Source organism: Kitasatospora sp. NPDC056184 (assembly GCF_042268405.1).
In the GTDB taxonomy this organism is placed as follows: Bacteria; Actinomycetota; Actinomycetes; order Streptomycetales; family Streptomycetaceae; genus Kitasatospora.
This window is the reverse complement of sequence record NZ_JBHJUI010000003.1, coordinates 331,972-348,193: the sequence shown is the minus strand read 5'-3', so window position 1 is coordinate 348,193 and position 16,222 is coordinate 331,972. Positions and strand designations below refer to the sequence as shown.

The 16,222-nt window shown below is 74.9% G+C and carries 14 protein-coding genes and 1 riboswitch; of the genes, 10 read left to right on the top strand and 4 right to left on the bottom strand.

Going from position 1 to position 16,222, the window contains the following annotated elements; all coding sequences use genetic code 11:
- The first annotated feature begins 57 nt into the window (after positions 1-57).
- The 4 genes from ACFC0B_RS09260 (at position 58) to ACFC0B_RS09245 (ending at position 5,255) form a co-directional block, all read left to right on the top strand.
- Entirely contained in the window at positions 58-1,101 is a 1,044-nt protein-coding gene (locus ACFC0B_RS09260; protein ID WP_376084135.1) for an NlpC/P60 family protein, read from the top strand.
- A gap of 335 nt (positions 1,102-1,436) precedes the next feature.
- A riboswitch (cyclic di-AMP (ydaO/yuaA leader) is annotated at positions 1,437-1,600 on the top strand.
- A 10-nt stretch (positions 1,601-1,610) separates the two neighbouring features.
- On the top strand, positions 1,611-2,768 hold the full coding sequence (locus ACFC0B_RS09255; RefSeq protein WP_376084134.1) for an NlpC/P60 family protein: 1,158 nt from the start codon (positions 1,611-1,613) through the stop codon (positions 2,766-2,768).
- Between the two features lie 250 nt (positions 2,769-3,018).
- A complete protein-coding gene (locus ACFC0B_RS09250; protein ID WP_376084132.1) occupies positions 3,019-4,083 on the top strand; it encodes an NlpC/P60 family protein in 1,065 nt (354 codons plus the stop codon).
- Between the two features lie 137 nt (positions 4,084-4,220).
- The gene (locus ACFC0B_RS09245) at positions 4,221-5,255 is read left to right on the top strand and encodes a hypothetical protein (protein ID WP_376084130.1); all 1,035 of its coding nucleotides are present in this window, start codon (positions 4,221-4,223) and stop codon (positions 5,253-5,255) included.
- A gap of 45 nt (positions 5,256-5,300) precedes the next feature.
- Here the strand turns inward: ACFC0B_RS09245 and ACFC0B_RS09240 are convergent, their stop codons facing one another.
- Positions 5,301-6,737 carry a glycosyltransferase 87 family protein gene (locus ACFC0B_RS09240; protein ID WP_376084128.1) on the bottom strand — a complete coding sequence of 479 codons (1,437 nt, stop codon included), beginning with the start codon at positions 6,735-6,737 and terminating at the stop codon, positions 5,301-5,303.
- Positions 6,738-7,001: 264 nt separating this feature from the next.
- Between ACFC0B_RS09240 and ACFC0B_RS09235 the strand changes: the two genes are divergently transcribed.
- Positions 7,002-8,138, top strand: a complete 1,137-nt coding sequence (locus ACFC0B_RS09235; RefSeq protein ID WP_376084126.1) for a glycosyltransferase family 4 protein — start codon at positions 7,002-7,004, stop codon at positions 8,136-8,138.
- Positions 8,139-8,202: 64 nt separating this feature from the next.
- On the opposite strand, the gene ACFC0B_RS09230 is transcribed toward ACFC0B_RS09235, so the two are convergent.
- The gene (locus ACFC0B_RS09230) at positions 8,203-9,996 is read right to left on the bottom strand and encodes an AMP-dependent synthetase/ligase (protein WP_376084125.1); all 1,794 of its coding nucleotides are present in this window, start codon (positions 9,994-9,996) and stop codon (positions 8,203-8,205) included.
- Between the two features lie 345 nt (positions 9,997-10,341).
- Between ACFC0B_RS09230 and ACFC0B_RS09225 the strand changes: the two genes are divergently transcribed.
- The 5 genes from ACFC0B_RS09225 to ACFC0B_RS09205 all read left to right on the top strand — a co-directional run bounded on the left by ACFC0B_RS09225 (position 10,342) and on the right by ACFC0B_RS09205 (position 14,575).
- A complete protein-coding gene (locus ACFC0B_RS09225; protein ID WP_376084123.1) occupies positions 10,342-10,797 on the top strand; it encodes an SRPBCC family protein in 456 nt (151 codons plus the stop codon).
- A gap of 37 nt (positions 10,798-10,834) precedes the next feature.
- The gene (locus tag ACFC0B_RS09220) at positions 10,835-12,010 is read left to right on the top strand and encodes an ArsA family ATPase (RefSeq protein ID WP_376084121.1); all 1,176 of its coding nucleotides are present in this window, start codon (positions 10,835-10,837) and stop codon (positions 12,008-12,010) included.
- 166 nt (positions 12,011-12,176) lie between these two features.
- On the top strand, positions 12,177-12,551 hold the full coding sequence (locus ACFC0B_RS09215; protein WP_376084119.1) for a DUF5304 family protein: 375 nt from the start codon (positions 12,177-12,179) through the stop codon (positions 12,549-12,551).
- Positions 12,552-12,743: 192 nt separating this feature from the next.
- Positions 12,744-13,688 (top strand): ROK family glucokinase, encoded by a 945-nt coding sequence (locus ACFC0B_RS09210; protein WP_376084118.1) that lies wholly within the window; start codon positions 12,744-12,746, stop codon positions 13,686-13,688.
- 143 nt (positions 13,689-13,831) lie between these two features.
- Positions 13,832-14,575, top strand: a complete 744-nt coding sequence (locus tag ACFC0B_RS09205) for an endonuclease/exonuclease/phosphatase family protein (protein WP_376084117.1) — start codon at positions 13,832-13,834, stop codon at positions 14,573-14,575.
- 15 nt (positions 14,576-14,590) lie between these two features.
- On the opposite strand, the gene ACFC0B_RS09200 is transcribed toward ACFC0B_RS09205, so the two are convergent.
- Together ACFC0B_RS09200 and ACFC0B_RS09195 are read right to left on the bottom strand one after the other, a co-directional pair.
- Positions 14,591-15,373: a hypothetical protein gene (locus ACFC0B_RS09200; RefSeq protein ID WP_376084115.1), complete on the bottom strand. Its 783-nt coding sequence runs from the start codon at positions 15,371-15,373 to the stop codon at positions 14,591-14,593.
- Positions 15,374-15,383: 10 nt separating this feature from the next.
- Positions 15,384-16,178 (bottom strand): alpha/beta hydrolase, encoded by a 795-nt coding sequence (locus tag ACFC0B_RS09195; protein WP_376084114.1) that lies wholly within the window; start codon positions 16,176-16,178, stop codon positions 15,384-15,386.
- Between the last annotated feature and the right edge of the window lie 44 nt (positions 16,179-16,222).

Genomic DNA, 16,222 nt, shown 5'->3' with positions numbered 1-16,222 from the left:
CTATTTTCCGGATTCTCACCCGTTCGGGTGAGGCCATTGGAAGAAGGAGCCGGTCCCTTGGCCTCCCACCGCCGTCCCAAGCAGCCGAGCCGCGCGCGGGTCTCCGTGCTCACCGCTGCCGCTGCGACCGCGGTCGCTCTCTCCGCCCAGGTCGCCGCCCACGCCGCGCCCAGCCCGTCGCCGAAGAAGGACGACGTCAAGGCGCAGATCGACCAGCTGCAGGAAGAGGCCGAGCAGGCCACCGAGAAGTACAACGGCGCCAAGGAGCGTGCCGACCAGCTGCGCAAGCAGGCGGACCAGCTCCAGGACCAGGTCGCCCGCGGCCAGGAGCAGATGACCCAGCTTCAGGCCGGGCTGGCCGAGGTGGCGGGCGAGCAGTACCGCACCGGCGGCATCGACCCGTCCGTCCAGCTGATGCTCACCTCCGACCCGTCCGGCTACCTGGACAAGGCCTCCAGCGTGCAGCAGGCCAGCTCCAGCCAGGCCGAGGCGCTCAAGGGCCTGCAGGACCAGCAGCGCCGGCTCGACCAGCAGAAGGTCGAGGCGGCCGCCGTGCTGGCCTCGCTGGACAGCACCACCAAGGACCTGAACCAGACCAAGGCCGAGGTCAACAAGAAGCTCCGGGAGGCCCAGGAGCTGCTGAACTCGCTCAGCGCCGCCGACCGGGCCGCCCTGAAGGCGGCTCAGCAGCAGGCCGACCGCGCCTCGCGCGGCAGCGAGCGCACCGACCTGGGCAGCCTGCCGCAGGCGAGCGGCATGGCCGGCGCGGCGGTCGCCAACGCGATGAGCAAGCAGGGCTCGCCCTACGGCTGGGGCGACACCGGCCCGAGCACCTTCGACTGCTCCGGCCTGATGGTCTGGGCCTACGGGAAGGCCGGCGTCTCGCTGCCGCGCACCTCGCAGGCGCAGGGCAACTACGGCACCCGGGTGCCGTCGCTGGCCGAGGCCCAGCCGGGCGACCTGATCATCTACCGCGACGACCGCAGCCACGTCGGCATGTACATCGGCAACGGCATGGTGGTCCACGCGCCGCGCACCGGTGACGTGGTGAAGGTGATGAAGGCCGACGCCATGAAGATCAACACGATCCGCCGGGTCTGACGGACCGGCACGACACGCCCGAGGGGGCCGTCGAGGCCCCTGTGATCAGCGCCACTCCCGGACGGGGGTGGCGCGGGGCGTTTCCGGCGGGGTTCGGCCACCTGACGGAGAATGATCAGCCCGACGTGGGGCTGCGATCACACTCAGTCATATTCACAAAAGAACTTGGGTATTCTTCCGACTTTTTTCTGACAAGGATTTGAACGGATCACGGATCTGTTACTAGGGTCGTGCCTCGAACCACGCACAGTCGATCACCCAGCCTGGGTGGCGGCGGGGTTCGCCGCCGAGTTCGCGAAGCAGCGGGGCGGGGCCACGAGTGGCCCGTCCGAGTGAGGACCCAGTCGTCGGGGGTCCGCTGTGGAACGGAGCCGGGGAACCACGTTCCTCCGGGGTGAATCGGCGCCAGGCCGGCCGCGCGAGCGGCGGGTGAGGCGTCGTAGGGCACGCTTCCGCCCGAACCCGTCAGCTCACCCGGTAGGCGGATGAGGAAGAAGGAGTCCGCCTTCGTGGCGTCCCATCGTCGTCCCAAGCCCGCCGGCCGCACCCGTGTCTCGATCCTGACCGGTGTCGCCGCCGCTGCCGTCGCCCTCTCCGCGCAGTCCGGCGCCCACGCCGACCCGGCACCGACCAAGGACCAGGTCAAGGAGCAGGTCGACCAGCTCAACGAGCAGGCCGAGGTCGCCACCGAGAAGTACAACGGCGCCCAGGCCAAGCAGCAGGAGCTGCAGAAGCAGGTCGCCGAGCTGCAGGACAAGGTGGCCCGTCAGCAGGCTTCGGTGACGGAGGCGCAGGGCGGCCTCGCCGAGATCGCCGGCGAGCAGTACCGCACGGGCGGCATATCGCAGACCGTCCAGCTGATGCTCTCCGCCAGCCCGGACAACTTCCTCAGCCAGGCCGACGCCCTGAACCAGGCCGGCTCCACCCAGTCCGGCGCGCTGAAGGAGCTCCAGGAGCAGCAGCGCAGGCTGGACCAGGACCGCACCGAGACCCAGGCCAAGCTCGCCGAGCTGGAGTCCACCACCCAGCAGCTGAAGAGCTCCAAGGAAGACGTCCAGGGCAAGCTGCAGAAGGCCCAGGACCTCCTCAACACGCTCACCGAGCAGGAGCGCCAGGCCATCCGCGCGGCCGAGGAGAAGGCTGCCGCCGAGGCCAAGGCGAAGGCGGACGCCGCCAAGGCCGAGGCCGCCAAGGCCAAGGCCGAGGCCGAGCGCGCCTCCCGCGACACCAACCGCAGCAACCTGAGCGCGCCGTCGTCGGCCTCCTCGGCCCCGGCCGCTGAGGCCGCCAAGCCGGCCGCGCCCGCCGCCAACGGCTCGCGCGCCGCCGCGGCGATCGCCGCCGCCGAGAGCAAGCTCGGCTCGCCGTACGTCTACGGCGCCACCGGCCCGAACTCCTTCGACTGCTCGGGCCTCACCGGCTGGGCGTACGCCCAGGCGGGCGTGTCGCTGCCGCGCACCTCGCAGGCGCAGGCCAACGCCGGCACCCAGATCGGCTCGGACATCTCCAAGGCCCAGCCCGGCGACCTGGTGATCTTCTACGGCGACCGCCACCACGTGGGCATCTACGTGGGCGGCGGCCAGGTCATCCACGCCCCGAAGCCGGGCGCGTCGGTCCGCTACGAGTCGGCCTCCAACATGCCGGTCAACACCATCGTGCGCCTCTGACCGACGGTCGGCAGGTTCCGTCAGGCCCGGTCCCCCGCGCGGGGGGCCGGGCCTGCGGCTTTCCCCGGGGCCGCCGGGGCGCTCGGTCCGCGAACCGATCTGATGTCCGACAGGTGTCCGAATATTCGGGTTCGGAGGGGTTTGGAATCGGTTGCCCGGACTCGCTAACGTCTGCCAGCGGACGCCCGCTTTCGACAGCCGCCCGCCCCGGTGCGGTGGCGGGCCGGCCCAGGATCGGAGCCGAGGTCGCATGGCCGTGCACCGCCGTTCCCCGCTGTCAGGTGCGCAGACGCTCGCCCGGGCGCTGGTGCTCACCGCGGCGGCCACCACCGCGCTGGGCGTGGCGACCTGCGGCAGCGCCCGGGCCGTTCCCGGCGCGCCGGACGCCCCGGCCGACCGCAAGGACGTCAAGGCGCAGGTGGAGCAGCTCTACGACGAGGCCGAGCAGGCCTCCGAGCGGTTCAACGCCGCCCAGGAGACCCAGCGGCGGCTCCAGCACGAGACCGGCACGCTCCAGCAGCAGATCGTCCTCGCCCAGGACGAGCTCAACCGGCTGCGCGGGGACCTCGCCACCGTGGCCGGCGCCGAGTACCGGGGCGGCGGGATGACCCGGACCGTCCAGCTGATGCTCTCCACCGACCCGGAGGGCTACCTCTCCCGGGCCCGCACCCTCGACCAGGCCGCCGAGCGGCAGAACGAGACCCTGCGCGAGCTGCTGGGCCGTCAGCGGGCGCTCGACCAGCGCCGGGCCGAGGCCACCGCCAAGCTCGCCGAGCTGGAGCAGATCCGCAAGGCGCTGGCCGAGAGCAAGCAGCAGATCCAGCAGCGGCTCGCCACGGCGCAGCGGCTGCTCAACAGCCTCGGCACCGCCGAGCGCGCCCGGCTCGCCGCCCAGGACGCCCGCGACGCGGAGCAGCGCGCCACCCGAGGCACCGACCGGCTGGACTTCGGCAGCACCCCGCCCGCCTCCGAACGCGGCGCCGCCGCGCTGGCCGCCGCGGTGCGGATGATCGGCTCGCCCTACGTGTACGGATCGACCGGGCCCAAGGCGTTCGACTGCTCCGGTCTGATGTACTGGAGCTGGCGGCAGGCCGGAGTGACCCTGCCGCGCACCTCGCAGGCCCAGGCGTACGCCGGGCAGCGGGTCAGCCTCTCCGAAGCGCGGCCGGGAGACCTGGTGATCTTCTACCGGGACATGCACCACGTCGGGATGTACGCCGGCGGCGGGGTGATCGTGCACGCCCCCTACCCGGGCGCCAAGGTCCGCTACGAGAGCGTCACCACGATGCCCGTCGCGGGGGTGATCCGGCTCTGAGCCGCCCGGATACCGCCGGCCGGCGCCCGTCCCGGCGCACCGCCCTGCTGCTCGCGGCCGGCGGGCTGGCCCAGCTGTCGCTGCCCGGGGCCGCCCCGGCGCGCCCCGCCGCCGCGGCCTCGGACGAGCACGCCGCCGTGCTGGCGCTGCTGGACGGGCGGGCCCTGGCGCTGACCGCCGGTCCGCCCGCGCTGCCGCTGCGGGCCGGGTACCGGAACCTGCTGCTCGGCCCGGTGGACGGGGCCGGGCGGTGCACCGCCACCGCCGAGCTGACCGTCGCGGTGACCGGGTACGACCGGCAGCCGGTGGTCCATCCGCGCCGGCTGGCGCTGGCCCGCTCCGCCGCCGGATGGCGGGTCGAGCGCGAGGAGGCCGCGGGGGGACCGCCGCCGCTGTGGGACCTCGGCGCCGTCCGGGCCGAGGCCGGAGCGCGCTGCCTGGTGCTCGCGGTGGACGCCGCGGACACCCCCGCCCCCGCCGGGCTCGCGGCCGTCGGCGACCGGGCGGTGGCCGCCGTCGAGGCCCTCTGGGGCACCGCCTGGGCCGGCCGGCTGCTGCTCGAACTGCCCGCCACCGGGGAGCAGTTCTCCCGGCTGCTGGCGGAGGAGCGGCCCGGCTGGTCCGGCATGGCCGCCGTCACGGTGGCCGCGCCGGGAGCACCGCTGAACGCCCCGGCCGACCGGATCCTGGTCAATCCGCAGACCTACGCGGGCCTGAGCGACTTCGGCCGGCAGGTGGTGGTCACCCACGAGGCGGTGCACGTGGCGACCCGGGCCGACACCCGCGCCTGGACGCCGCTCTGGCTCTCCGAGGGCGTCGCCGACTGGACCGGCTACGGCGACACCGGCCGGACGGCCCGGCAGATCGCCCCGGAGCTGGCCCGGGACGTCGCCGCCGGGCGGCTGCCCGCCGCGCTGCCCGAGGACGCCGCCTTCACGGCCGGCGGGGAGGGCCTGGCCCAGGTCTACGAGCAGGCCTGGCTGGCCTGTGACCTGATCGCCCGCCGGTACGGGCCGGAGCGGCTGGTGGCCCTCTACCGGGCGGTCGGCGCGGCGGGCCCGGGCGCGGACCGGCAGGCGTGGCTGGACGGGCTGCTGCGGGACCGGCTGGGCCTCGGCCTGGCCGGGTTCACCGGCCTCTGGCTGGCCGAGCTCCGGACGCTGGCGCCGTAGCGTCCCGGTGCCTCCTGGTACGTCCCGGCGCGGTCCAGAGCGCGGTCAGGGCCGGGCGCGCCGACGCTGCTCGGGCGGGGTCCGCGGTCGGTCGATGCCGTCCAGCAGGTCCTGCTCGTAGGCAATGCCCGGCCGCACCGAGAAGGCGGCCGCCGGCACCGGCTCCCGGCGGGTCAGCACCACGGTCTCCGGCAGCCGCTCGGCGCGCCGGGTGGAGCGCCAGAGCCGGACGCAGGACACCACGGTGGCGGCCAGCAGCAGCAGGTTGCGCAGGGTCAGCACGGCGATCGCGCCCGGCTTGCTGGCGACCACGTCGCCGAAGACCAGCGGGAACTCCACCAGGGTCAGCGGGGTCGCGGCCAGGATCAGCAGCGCCACCGGCCGCTGGCTGGTGCCGCGCACGGTCAGGCAGACCGCCGCCGCGCCGACCAGCCAGACCAGGTACTGCGGGCTGATCACCCGGCTGGTCACGGTGAAGATCAGCAGCGCGGCCAGCGCCGCGTCGTACATGGTGGCCGCGTTGCGCCGCCGGGCGGTGAAGCGCCACAGCAGCAGCCAGCCGAAGCCGAGCACGGTGCCGGCCAGCATCACCTTGCTGACCACGTCCACCCACGGCCCGAGCATCTCCACCGAGCCGTAGTTCATCATCACCTTGCCGTCCCAGGCCCCGGCGATCCGGGCGAAGTGGATCGGCAGCGCGCCGACCGACTCCACCTCGATGCCGCGGTCCTTCTGGAACGTCAGGAACTCGAACGCGCCGTTCATCCCGGCGGCCAGCAGGAAGCCGATCGCGGCGGTCGAGGCGGCCGCGGCGGTCCAGGAGCGGCGGGTGCGCCGGCCGGAGGGGGTGCCGATGAGGCCGAGCAGCGGCCAGATCTTGACGATGCCGCCGAGGCCCAGCAGCACGCCGCCGATCGCCGGGCGGCGGATCAGCGCGAGCAGGCCGGCCACCGCGATCGCGGTGACGATCACGTCGTAGCGGTTGTAGATCATCGGGCCGAGCAGCGGGACGCCGGCCATCCAGACCCAGGCGCCGGTCAGCGCCCGGCCCTTGCGCAGCCCGGTGCGGACCAGCAGGGCCATCGCGGCCGCGTCGGCGATCCCGCAGATCACCCAGAACGACACCAGGTACGACCAGGGCAGCAGGCCCGGCAGCAGGATCACCAGGGCGGCGCCGGGCGGGTACTGCCAGGTGACGTCGTCCAGCGGGAAGGTGCCGGTCTGCAGCACGCCGTACCAGCCGTGGTAGATCAGCCAGACGTCGGCGGTGATGTCCCCGCCGGGCATCCGCAGCACACCGGTGACCAGCAGCACCAGGAGCGTCCGGGTGGCCACCCAGCTCGCGCCGAGCGCCAGGAGCGCACCCGAGCGGCCCGAGGGGCGCGCGGTGCTCTGCGCCGGCTCGCGGCGGACGGCGAGCGCCGTGCCGGAGCCCTCGGCGCCGCTGGATGTACCGGGCTCGGTGGCCGGGGCCAACTCCACTGCGCTCCCTCGTTCGTCTCGGACGTCCCGCCGGCGGCGCCGTGCGACGGGCGCCCGGGCGGTTCGGGCGGGTCTGGCGGGTCGGCGCCGGGCCGCCGCCACGGGGCCGGACCGGCCGCGCCGACCACCCGGGTACTAGGACAGACCCGGGGGTGGAACGGTTGCCGTGTGGGGAACCGTTCCCGGCGGGTCGTGGTGTTGACCTATCGTACGGATCACCCAGCGGTACACCGAGCACCCCCCGACCGAGCGAGCCGTGGCCTGATGCACAAGACCTTGATCGTGACCAACGACTTCCCGCCGAGGCCCGGCGGCATCCAGGCCTTCGTGCACAACATGGCCGTCCGTCAGCCCGCAGGAAGCATCGTGGTGTACGCCTCCACGTGGCGCGACGGCACCGAGGTGGCACGCTTCGACGCCGAACAGCCGTTCCCCGTGATCCGCGACCGGACGAAGGTGATGGTTCCCACACCGCGGGTCACCCGGCGGGCCGCCGAGATCCTGCGGGCCGAGGGCTGCGACTCGGTCTGGTTCGGCGCCGCCGCGCCGCTCGGGCTGATGGCGCCCGCGCTGCGCCGGGCCGGCGCCGGGCGGCTGCTCGGCATGACCCACGGCCACGAGGCCGCCTGGGCCCAGCTCCCGGCGGCCCGGCAGCTGCTGCGCCGGATCGGCACCGGCACCGACGTGCTCACCTACCTCGGCGAGTACACCCGCTCCCGGATCGCCTCCGCCGTCGGCCCGGAGGCGGCCGCGCGGATGGTGCAGCTGCCGCCCGGCGTGGACGAGCGGAGCTTCCACCCGGACTCCGGCGGCGCCGCGGTGCGCGAGCGGCTCGGGCTGGCCGACCGGCCGGTGGTGGTCTGCGTCTCCCGGCTGGTGCCGCGCAAGGGCCAGGACACCCTCATCGAGGCGATGCCGCAGATCCTCGCCGACGTTCCGGACGCCGTGCTGCTGATCGTCGGCGGCGGCCCCTACCGGGCGGATCTGGAGAAGCTGGTGGACGCCCGGGGCGTGCGCTCCGCCGTCCGGTTCACCGGCTCGGTTCCCTGGGAGGAGCTGCCCGCGCACTACGGCGCCGGGGACGTCTTCGCCATGCCCTGCCGCACCCGGCGCGGCGGGCTGGACGTCGAGGGGCTCGGCATCGTCTACCTGGAGGCCTCGGCGACCGGCCTGCCGGTGGTGGCCGGGGACTCCGGCGGCGCGCCGGACGCGGTGCTGGAGGGCGAGACCGGCTACGTGGTGCCGGGCGGCACGCCCGCGGCGGCGGCCGAGCGGATCGTGCGGCTGCTGAAGGACGAGGAACTGCGCCGGCGGATGGGCGAGGCCGGTCGGCGCTGGGTGGACCGCTCCTGGCGCTGGGACCTGCTGGCCGGGCGGCTGACCTCGCTGCTGGCGGGCTGAGGGTGTGCCGGTACGGCCCGCCCCGCCGTTCCGGGAGCGGGCCGCACCGGCGGCTCGGGGGAGGCTACTTCCGGTAGATCGCCTCGACGTCGGCCGCGAAGTCCTTCAGCACGACGTTGCGCTTGAGCTTGAGCGAGGGCGTCAGGTGGCCGCTCTCCTCGGAGAAGACGGTGTCGAGCAGGCGGAACTTCTTCACCGCCTCGGCGTGCGAGACGGCCGCGTTGCCGTCGTCCACCGCCGTCTGCAGGGCGGCGAGCAGGTCCTTGTCCTCGCGCAGGTCGGCCACCGTGGCGCCGGCCGGCTTGCCGTTCAGCTCCTTCCACTTCGGGAAGAAGTCCTCGTCGACCGTGATCAGGCAGGCGACGAAGGGCTTGCGGTCGCCGACCACCATGACCTCGCCGACCAGGGCGTGCGCCCGGATCCGGTCCTCGATCACCGCCGGGGCGACGTTCTTGCCGCCCGCCGTGACGATGATCTCCTTCTTGCGGCCGGTGATGGTGAGGAAGCCGTCGTCGTCCAGCGAGCCGAGGTCGCCGGTGGCGATCCAGCCGTCCTTGAGCGTGTCGGCGGTGGCCTGCGGGTTGTTCCAGTAGCCGGTGAAGACGTGCGGGCCCTTGAAGAAGACCTCGCCGTCCTCGGCGATCCGCACCGAGGCGCCGGGGACCGGCTGGCCGACCGTGCCGATCTTCTGCTTGTCCCACGGGTTGAAGGCGGTGGCCGCGCAGGTCTCGGTCAGGCCGTAGCCCTCCAGCACGGTGAAGCCGATGCCCCGGTAGAAGTGGCCGAGCCGCTCGCCGAGCGGGGCGCCGCCGGAGATCGCGTGGGTGGCCCGGCCGCCGAGCGCGGCCCGCAGCTTGCTGTAGACCAGCTTGTCGAAGACGGCGCGCTTGGCCCTGAGCAGCAGCCCGGGGCCGCCCGCGTCCAGTGAGCGGCTGTAGGCGATCGCGGTGTCGGCGGCCTTGTCGAAGATCTTGCCCTTGCCGTCGGCCTGCGCCTTGGCCCGCGCGGTGTTGTACACCTTCTCGAAGACCCGGGGCACGCCCAGGATCAGGGTCGGCCTGAACGCGGCCAGCTCGGCGGTGACGTCCCGGATGTCGGAGACGTGGCCGAGCTTGATCGGGGCCATCGCCGGGGTGATCTCGACGATCCGGGCGAACACGTGGGCCAGCGGCAGGAAGAGCAGGACGGAGCTCTCGCCGGTGCGGAACAGCGGGGCCAGACGCTCCCTCACGTTGCCGCACTCGGCCAGGAAGTTGCCGTGGGTCAGCTGGCAGCCCTTGGGGCGGCCGGTGGTGCCCGAGGTGTAGACGATGGTGGCGATCGACTCCGCGCCGGCCGTCGAGCGGCGTTCGGCGACGGTGGCGTCGGTGACCTCGCGGCCCGCCTCGGTCAGCGCGGCGAGCGCGCTGCCCTCGATCTGCCAGATGTGCCGCAGCTCGGGCAGGCCGCCCCGGACCTCGGTGACCGTCGCGCTGTGCGCGTCGGTCTCGGTGAACACGGCGACCACCCCCGAGTCGCCGAGGATCCACTCGACCTGCTCGGCGGAGGAGGTCTCGTACACCGGCACGGCGATCGCGCCGGCCGTCCAGATCGCGAAGTCCAGCAGCGTCCACTCGTACCGGGTGCGGGACATGATCCCCACCCGGTCGCCCGGCTCGATGCCCGCGGCGATCAGGCCCTTCGCGGCGGCGTGCACCTCGACCAGGAACTGGGCGGCGGTCAACTCCTGCCACTGGCCGTCCACCTTGCGGCTGAGCACCGCGACGTCGGGGTGCCGCTCGGCGTTCTGGACCACGAGGTCGGAGAGGTTACCGCCGCTCGGTACCTGGTAGAGGGCCGGAAGGCTGAAGTCGAGCAAGACTGCTCCTCGTTCGCGACGCTGCGGGACGGCAGGACGTTACTGCCCGGTAGGCAGCTTCGACCAGGGGGGTCGGCTCCGGTGTTCGAAGTGTCACACCTTGGCCCGTCCGACCAGGTCGGGACCGGGTCGTTCGATTGGCACCCTACGGCAGCCCGCCGGTGACCGGCCGGTAGCCGGCGGCTCCCTTCCCCGGCGGGCCCGTCGCGGTGGCGGACCGGCCCCGCTCCGGGGGTGCACCGAAGGACGGGGCGGATCCCGGGGCGCGATAGCCTGCTCCGGGCGCACCCGGTCGAGCAGGCTCGGCCGGGACCAGCGGCAAGGGACGACGCGGAGGGCCATTCCATGGCGGAGCACACCAGGTCGAGCATCACCATCGACGCGACCCCGGCGACGGTCATGGCCGTGATCGCCGACTTCGCCGCCTACCCGGCCTGGACCGGTGAGGTCAAGGAGATCGAGGTCCTGGAGACCGCGGAGAACGGCCGCGCCGCCCAGGTCCGGCTGGTGCTCGACGCCGGCGCCATCCGCGACGAGCACGTGCTCGCCTACACCTGGGACGGCGACCGCGAGTGCGGCTGGACCCTGGTGCGCAGCCAGATGCTCCGTTCGCTCGACGGCTCCTACACGCTGGCCCCGCTCGGCGCCGACCGCACCGAGGTCACCTACCAGCTCGCCGTCGACGTCAAGATCCCGATGCTCGGCATGATCAAGCGCAAGGCCGAGAAGGTCATCATCGACCGGGCCCTGGCCGGCCTGAAGAAGCGCGTCGAGGACACCGCCGCCGACAAGGCGCTCTGAGCGCGTCGGCGGCACGGACGAACGGGGGCGGCACGGCATGACGGCGACACGCACCATCCTGGTCAGCGGCGACCACGCGGCGCCCGCGGTGGCCGCCGCCACCGCCCTGCACGCCGCCGGACGGGGCCGGCGCACCCTGCTGCTGGCGGCCGACGACCCGCACCGCACCCTGGACGCCGCACTCGGCGTCCGGCTGGAGGCCGCGCCGACCGCGTACGCGCCCGGCCTGACCGCGGCCCGGACCGACGAGCAGGCCGCCTTCCGGCACGCCCTCGACGAGATCGGCGGCCGGCTCAAGCCCGCCCTCGACCTGCTCGGCGCCGACCCGCTCGACCCCGAGGAGCTCACCGCCCTCCCCGGCACCGCCCGGCTCGCCCTGCTGCGCGCGCTGCCCGCGGCCGACGCCGACGTCCTGGTGGTGCTCGCCCCGCCGCCCGCCGAGCTCATCGCCACCCTCGCGCTGCCCGAACAGCTGGAGCGCTACCTGGCCCGGCTCGTCCCCGAGCAGCGCCAGGCCGCCCGGGCGCTGCGCCCGCTGCTGGCCGGCCTCGCCGGGGTGCCGATGCCCGCCGACTGGCTGTACGAGACGCGCGCCAAGGCCGCCGGCGCGCTCGCCGCCGCCCGCGCCGCGATCACCGCGCCCGGCACCAGCGTCCGGCTGGTCACCGCGGCCGACGCCCACCCCTTCGACGAACTGCGCCGGATCCGCACCGGACTGGCCCTGCACGGCCACCGCCCGGACGCCGTGGTGGTGCACGGCGTGCTGCCGGACGCCGCCGCCGACTCGCCCGACCCGTGGCTGGCCGCCCGGGCCCGCCGCGGCCGGGACGCACTGGCCGCGCTGGCCGCCGGCTGCGAGGACGTCCCGGTGCTCACCACCGGGCCCGCCGAGGCCACCCTGGAGGCCGTCGCCGACCGCCTCTACGGCCCCGGCCCCGGCCCGGAGCCGCGCCCGGCCGGACCGTGGGCGGTCGAGGACCGGCTGGCGGCGGACGGCCTGCTGGTCTGGCACCTCGCCCTGCCCGGCGCCGAGCGCGCCGACCTCGACCTCGTGCGGCGCGGCGACGAACTGGTGGTCGGCCTCGGCGCCCATCGGCGGGTGCTCGCCCTGCCGTCGGCGCTGCGCCGCTGCACGGTCGCCGGCGCGGGCCTGAACGACGGCGTCCTCGCCGTCCGCTTCGCCCCCGACCCGGCCCTCTGGCCCCGGGGCTGACGGTACGGTCGCCTGCTCGGGAGGGGGCGCCCGCCCGCCTCCGGGGCGCTCGTCCCGGCGCTCGGGGCGGGGGCGCCCGCTCGCCGTCCGGGCGGCGGTGCGCGGTCCGGTAGCGTCGGGGCGGGTGGCCGCGGGCGCGGTCGCCGCCGCTGAGGAGGCCTGCGCGATGACCACCACCGACCGGACCGAGCCCGCCGCCGAGCAGGACGGGAGCCCGCACCCGTTCGGCCCGGAGCTGGGCCCGCTGGTGGACGAGGTGCGCCGGTTCGCCGCCGTCGTCGGCGAGAAGGCCCAGGAGGCGAGCGCCGAGACCCTGCTCTCGCTGGCCGGGCTGGCCGACCGCCTGCGCGACAAGCAGCCCGAGGTGTACGGCCACCTCACCGCCGCCGGCACCGGCCTGGCCGCCGCCGGGTCCGAACTGCTGGCCGCCTACCGGGCCGCCGTGGCCGGCCACGAGCACCGCTGGACCGCCGGCGCTGCGGCCCGCACCGAGCGGGTGGACCTGGACGACACGCCTGAAGGTCCGTCCGACAAGCAGTGAACCCCTGATGCTCCTCAGGTCGTGTTCTCGCTTCACTCTGGAATGCGACCGGTGAAAATGTACGACTTTTGAAGGGAGTCGGCCGGGTTGGCGGCGGATTGTCTTCGGTTAATGTAGGCGGCGGTGTGTACGGGGGCATGGTTGGGCGGTAGCGTTCCGTCCAGCGGGAACGAGTGAATAGCTGAGGGACACATGGCTCTGACCATCGGCGTCGACGTCGGCGGGACCAAGATCGCGGCAGGCGTGGTCGACGAGGCCGGCGAGATCCTGGCCCGGACCAGGGTGCCCACCCCGGCCGACCCGCAGTGGGCGGTCGACGCGATCGCGCAGGCCGTGCGCGAGCTCAAGGAGCAGTACCCCGACGTGACCGCGGCCGGCGTCGGCGCTCCCGGCTTCGTCGACCGCAACCGCTCGACGGTGATCTTCGCCCCCAACATCGACTGGGAGGACGAGCCGCTGCGCGGCCGGATCGAGGAACTGACCGGCCTGTCCGCGGTCATCGAGAACGACGCCAACTGCGCCGCCTGGGCCGAGTACCGGTTCGGCGCCGGCGCCGGGCACACCGACATGGTGCTGATCACCGTCGGCACCGGCATCGGCGGCGGCCTCGTCCTGGACGGCCGGCTGCACCGCGGCCGGTTCGGCGTGGCCGGCGAGATCGGCCACCTCAACATGGTCCCGGACGGCCTGCCCTGCGGCTGCGGCGGCAAGGGCTGCTGGGAGCAGTACGGCTCCGGCCGGGCGCTGCGCCGCTACGGCCGCGAGCGCGCCGCCGCCGACCCGCTGCGCGGCGAGCGGATGCTGGAGCTCAACGACGGTGTCGCCGAGACGATCCGCGGCATCCACATCACCCAGGCCGCCGAGGAGGGCGACCCGCTCGCCCTGGAGTGCTACGCCGAGCTGGCCGACTGGCTGGGCCGGGGGATGGCCGACCTCGCGGCGCTCTTCGACCCGGGCGTCTTCGTGCTCGGCGGCGGGGTCTCCGACTCCGGCCGGCTGCTGCTCGACCCGGTCGCCAAGGCGTTCGAGCACTACCTGACCGGCGGGGTGCACCGCCCGCGCGCCGAGGTGGTGCTCGCCTCGACCGGCTCGGCCGCCGGCATCGCCGGTGCGGCGGACCTGGCCCGCACGGTCTGACCCGCCCGGGCCGGACCCGGCCCGACCCGCGGCCCGTCCCGGCCCGCCCCTCCGCCCGGAGGGGCGGGCCGCGTCGTCTTCCCCCGCCCCGGCCCCGTCCTGCCGTACGGTCGTCACCGAGGACGTCCAGGGGAGGAACCGCGATGACCACCGCACCGGCCGAACTGCCGCCGCCCGCGCCCGGCCGGCTGCGGCTGCTCAGCTACAACGTCCGCTCGCTGCGGGACGACCGGCGCGCGCTGGTCCGGGTGATCCGGGCCTGCGCCCCCGACCTGGTCTGCGTCCAGGAGTCGCCGCGCTACTGGCGCCCCGAGGGGCAGGCCGGCCGGCTGGCCCGGCGGACCGGCACCGTGATCCTCGCCGGCGGCGGCCGGGCCGCCGCCGGGCCGCTGCTGCTCGGCCGCCCCGGCATCCGGGTGGCGGCCGTCCACGACCGGCTGCTGCCGAAGACCCGCGGACTGCACGCCCGGGGCTTCGCCACGGCGCTGGTCGACCTGCCCGGCGCGGCGCCGTTCACCGTCACCAGCTGCCACCTCAGCCTGGACGCGGACGAGCGCCGGCGGCAGTTCGACCTGCTGGCCGGGCAGCTGCGGCACGCCGAACTCGGTGTGATCGCGGGGGACTTCAACGAGCACCCGGACGGGCCGGGCTGGCGCTCGCTGGCCGGGCGGCTGCAGGACGGGCACGTGGTGGCGCCCTGGGGCGGCGAGATGACGTCCGTCCCGGAGAACCCCTACCAGCGGCTGGACGCCGTCTTCGCCACGCCGGGCATCGAGGTGCTCGCCTGCGGCGTCCCGCACGGGCTGCCCGGTGTCACCGGGGCCGACCTGCGGGCCGCCACCGACCACCTCCCGGTGCTCGCCGTCCTCCAACTGCCCCCGGGGTAGCCGGCGGGGCGGCCGTCAGACGACCGCGCCGCCGTGCGGGTCCTCCGGCTCGTCCTCGTCGTGGTCCTTCATCCGGACCACCAGCGTGGCGAAGCCGCCCAGGAAGGCGGCCACCCCGACCCAGGCGGGCCAGCCGGAGACCTCGCGCCAGACGACCGCGTCGAAGAGCAGCAGCGCGGGCCCGCCGAGCACCGCCAGCCAGGCGAACTTGGCGGTGGTGTCGGCCTCCGGCAGCGGCGGCGGCTCCGGCGGCTCGAAGTGGCCCTCGTCGGTCTCCTCGGCCAGCTCGAAGTCGCGCGGGCCGGAGCCGCCGGCCGGCATCACCGGCCGGCCGGAGCGCGGGCGCGGCTGGGGCGCCAGGTCGGAGAGGTCGCCGGCCTCGCCCGGGAGGCCTTCGCCGGGGTCCTTGAAGCCCTTGAGCTCGCCGCGCGCCCGGAGGTTCTCGATCTCCGGCCAGTTCGGGTTGTTGAGGTCGACCGGGTCGTCGAACTGGGCGATCAGCGCGGCGAAGATCTCGTCCTGCTCGGCCTGGCTGCGCTCGGGCGCGCGCCGGGCCCGGGGCTGGCCGGCCGCGGTGCCCGCGCCGCCCTCGCCCGCCGCTCTCTCGCCCGCCGGAGCTCCTTCGCCCGCCGCCGGGGCGTCGCCGGAGCCGGGAACGTCGGCCACCGTCTCGCCGGCCGGTCCGCGGCCGGTCTGCTCGCCGTCCGCCCGCCCGGCGCCCGGCCGCGCGCCGCCGGTGGCCGCACCCTCCTCGCGGGGCGTCTCGTCCTCGCCGCCCGCCGTGCTGCTCTCGTGCACTTCCGGCCCTTCAGCCTTGGTGGTCGTCGGATTTCACCGGGGTGGCGCCCGCCGCGTGCGCGGGAGCCAGCCGTCGGATGAAGTCCTGGGCGGCCGCGAATATTTCCGCCGCGTCGTGGTCGAGCGTCGCGACGTGGTAGCTGCGCTGGCACAGCCGCTCCGTCACATCGGTCGAGGATATCCGGGCCAGCACCAGCTCGGAGTTGGCCGCGGAGACCACGTGGTCCTGCGGGCTGCGGAAGAGCAGCACCGGCTGGGTCACCCGCGGCAGCCGCGCCTGGACGTCCTTCCACAGCCGGGCCAGCGACCAGGCGGCGTGCAGCGGCGTCCGGTCGTAGCCCAGCTCGACCGCGCCGGGCCGGGCGATGTCGTTGGCGACCCCGGGCAGGCTCGGGAGGAGGTGGCGCAGCACCGGCAGAATGACACTCGCGGGGTTGTCCGAGCGCACCGACGGGTTGACCAGCACCAGTCCGGCGACCGCGGGACCGTGCACCGCGGCCAGCCGCAGCGCCAGGCCGCCGCCCATCGACAGCCCGACCACGAACACCCGCTCGCACTCCGCCGACAGGGCCAGCAGCTCCCGCTCGACCTCGGCGTACCAGTCCTCCCAGCGGGTCAGCTGCATGTCCTGCCAGCGGGTGCCGTGGCCCGGCAGCAGCGGCAGGGCGACGGTGTACCCGGCGGCGGCGAGGTCCTCCGCCCACGGCCGCAGCGACTGCGGCGAGCCGGTGAACCCGTGGCAGAGCAGGACGCCCACCGGCCCGCCCCGGTGGCGGTACGGTTCGGCGCCGGGCAGCAGCGGCATGGCGGACTCCTTCGCGGGCGAGGACGCTGGAGGGTGACGCTGGT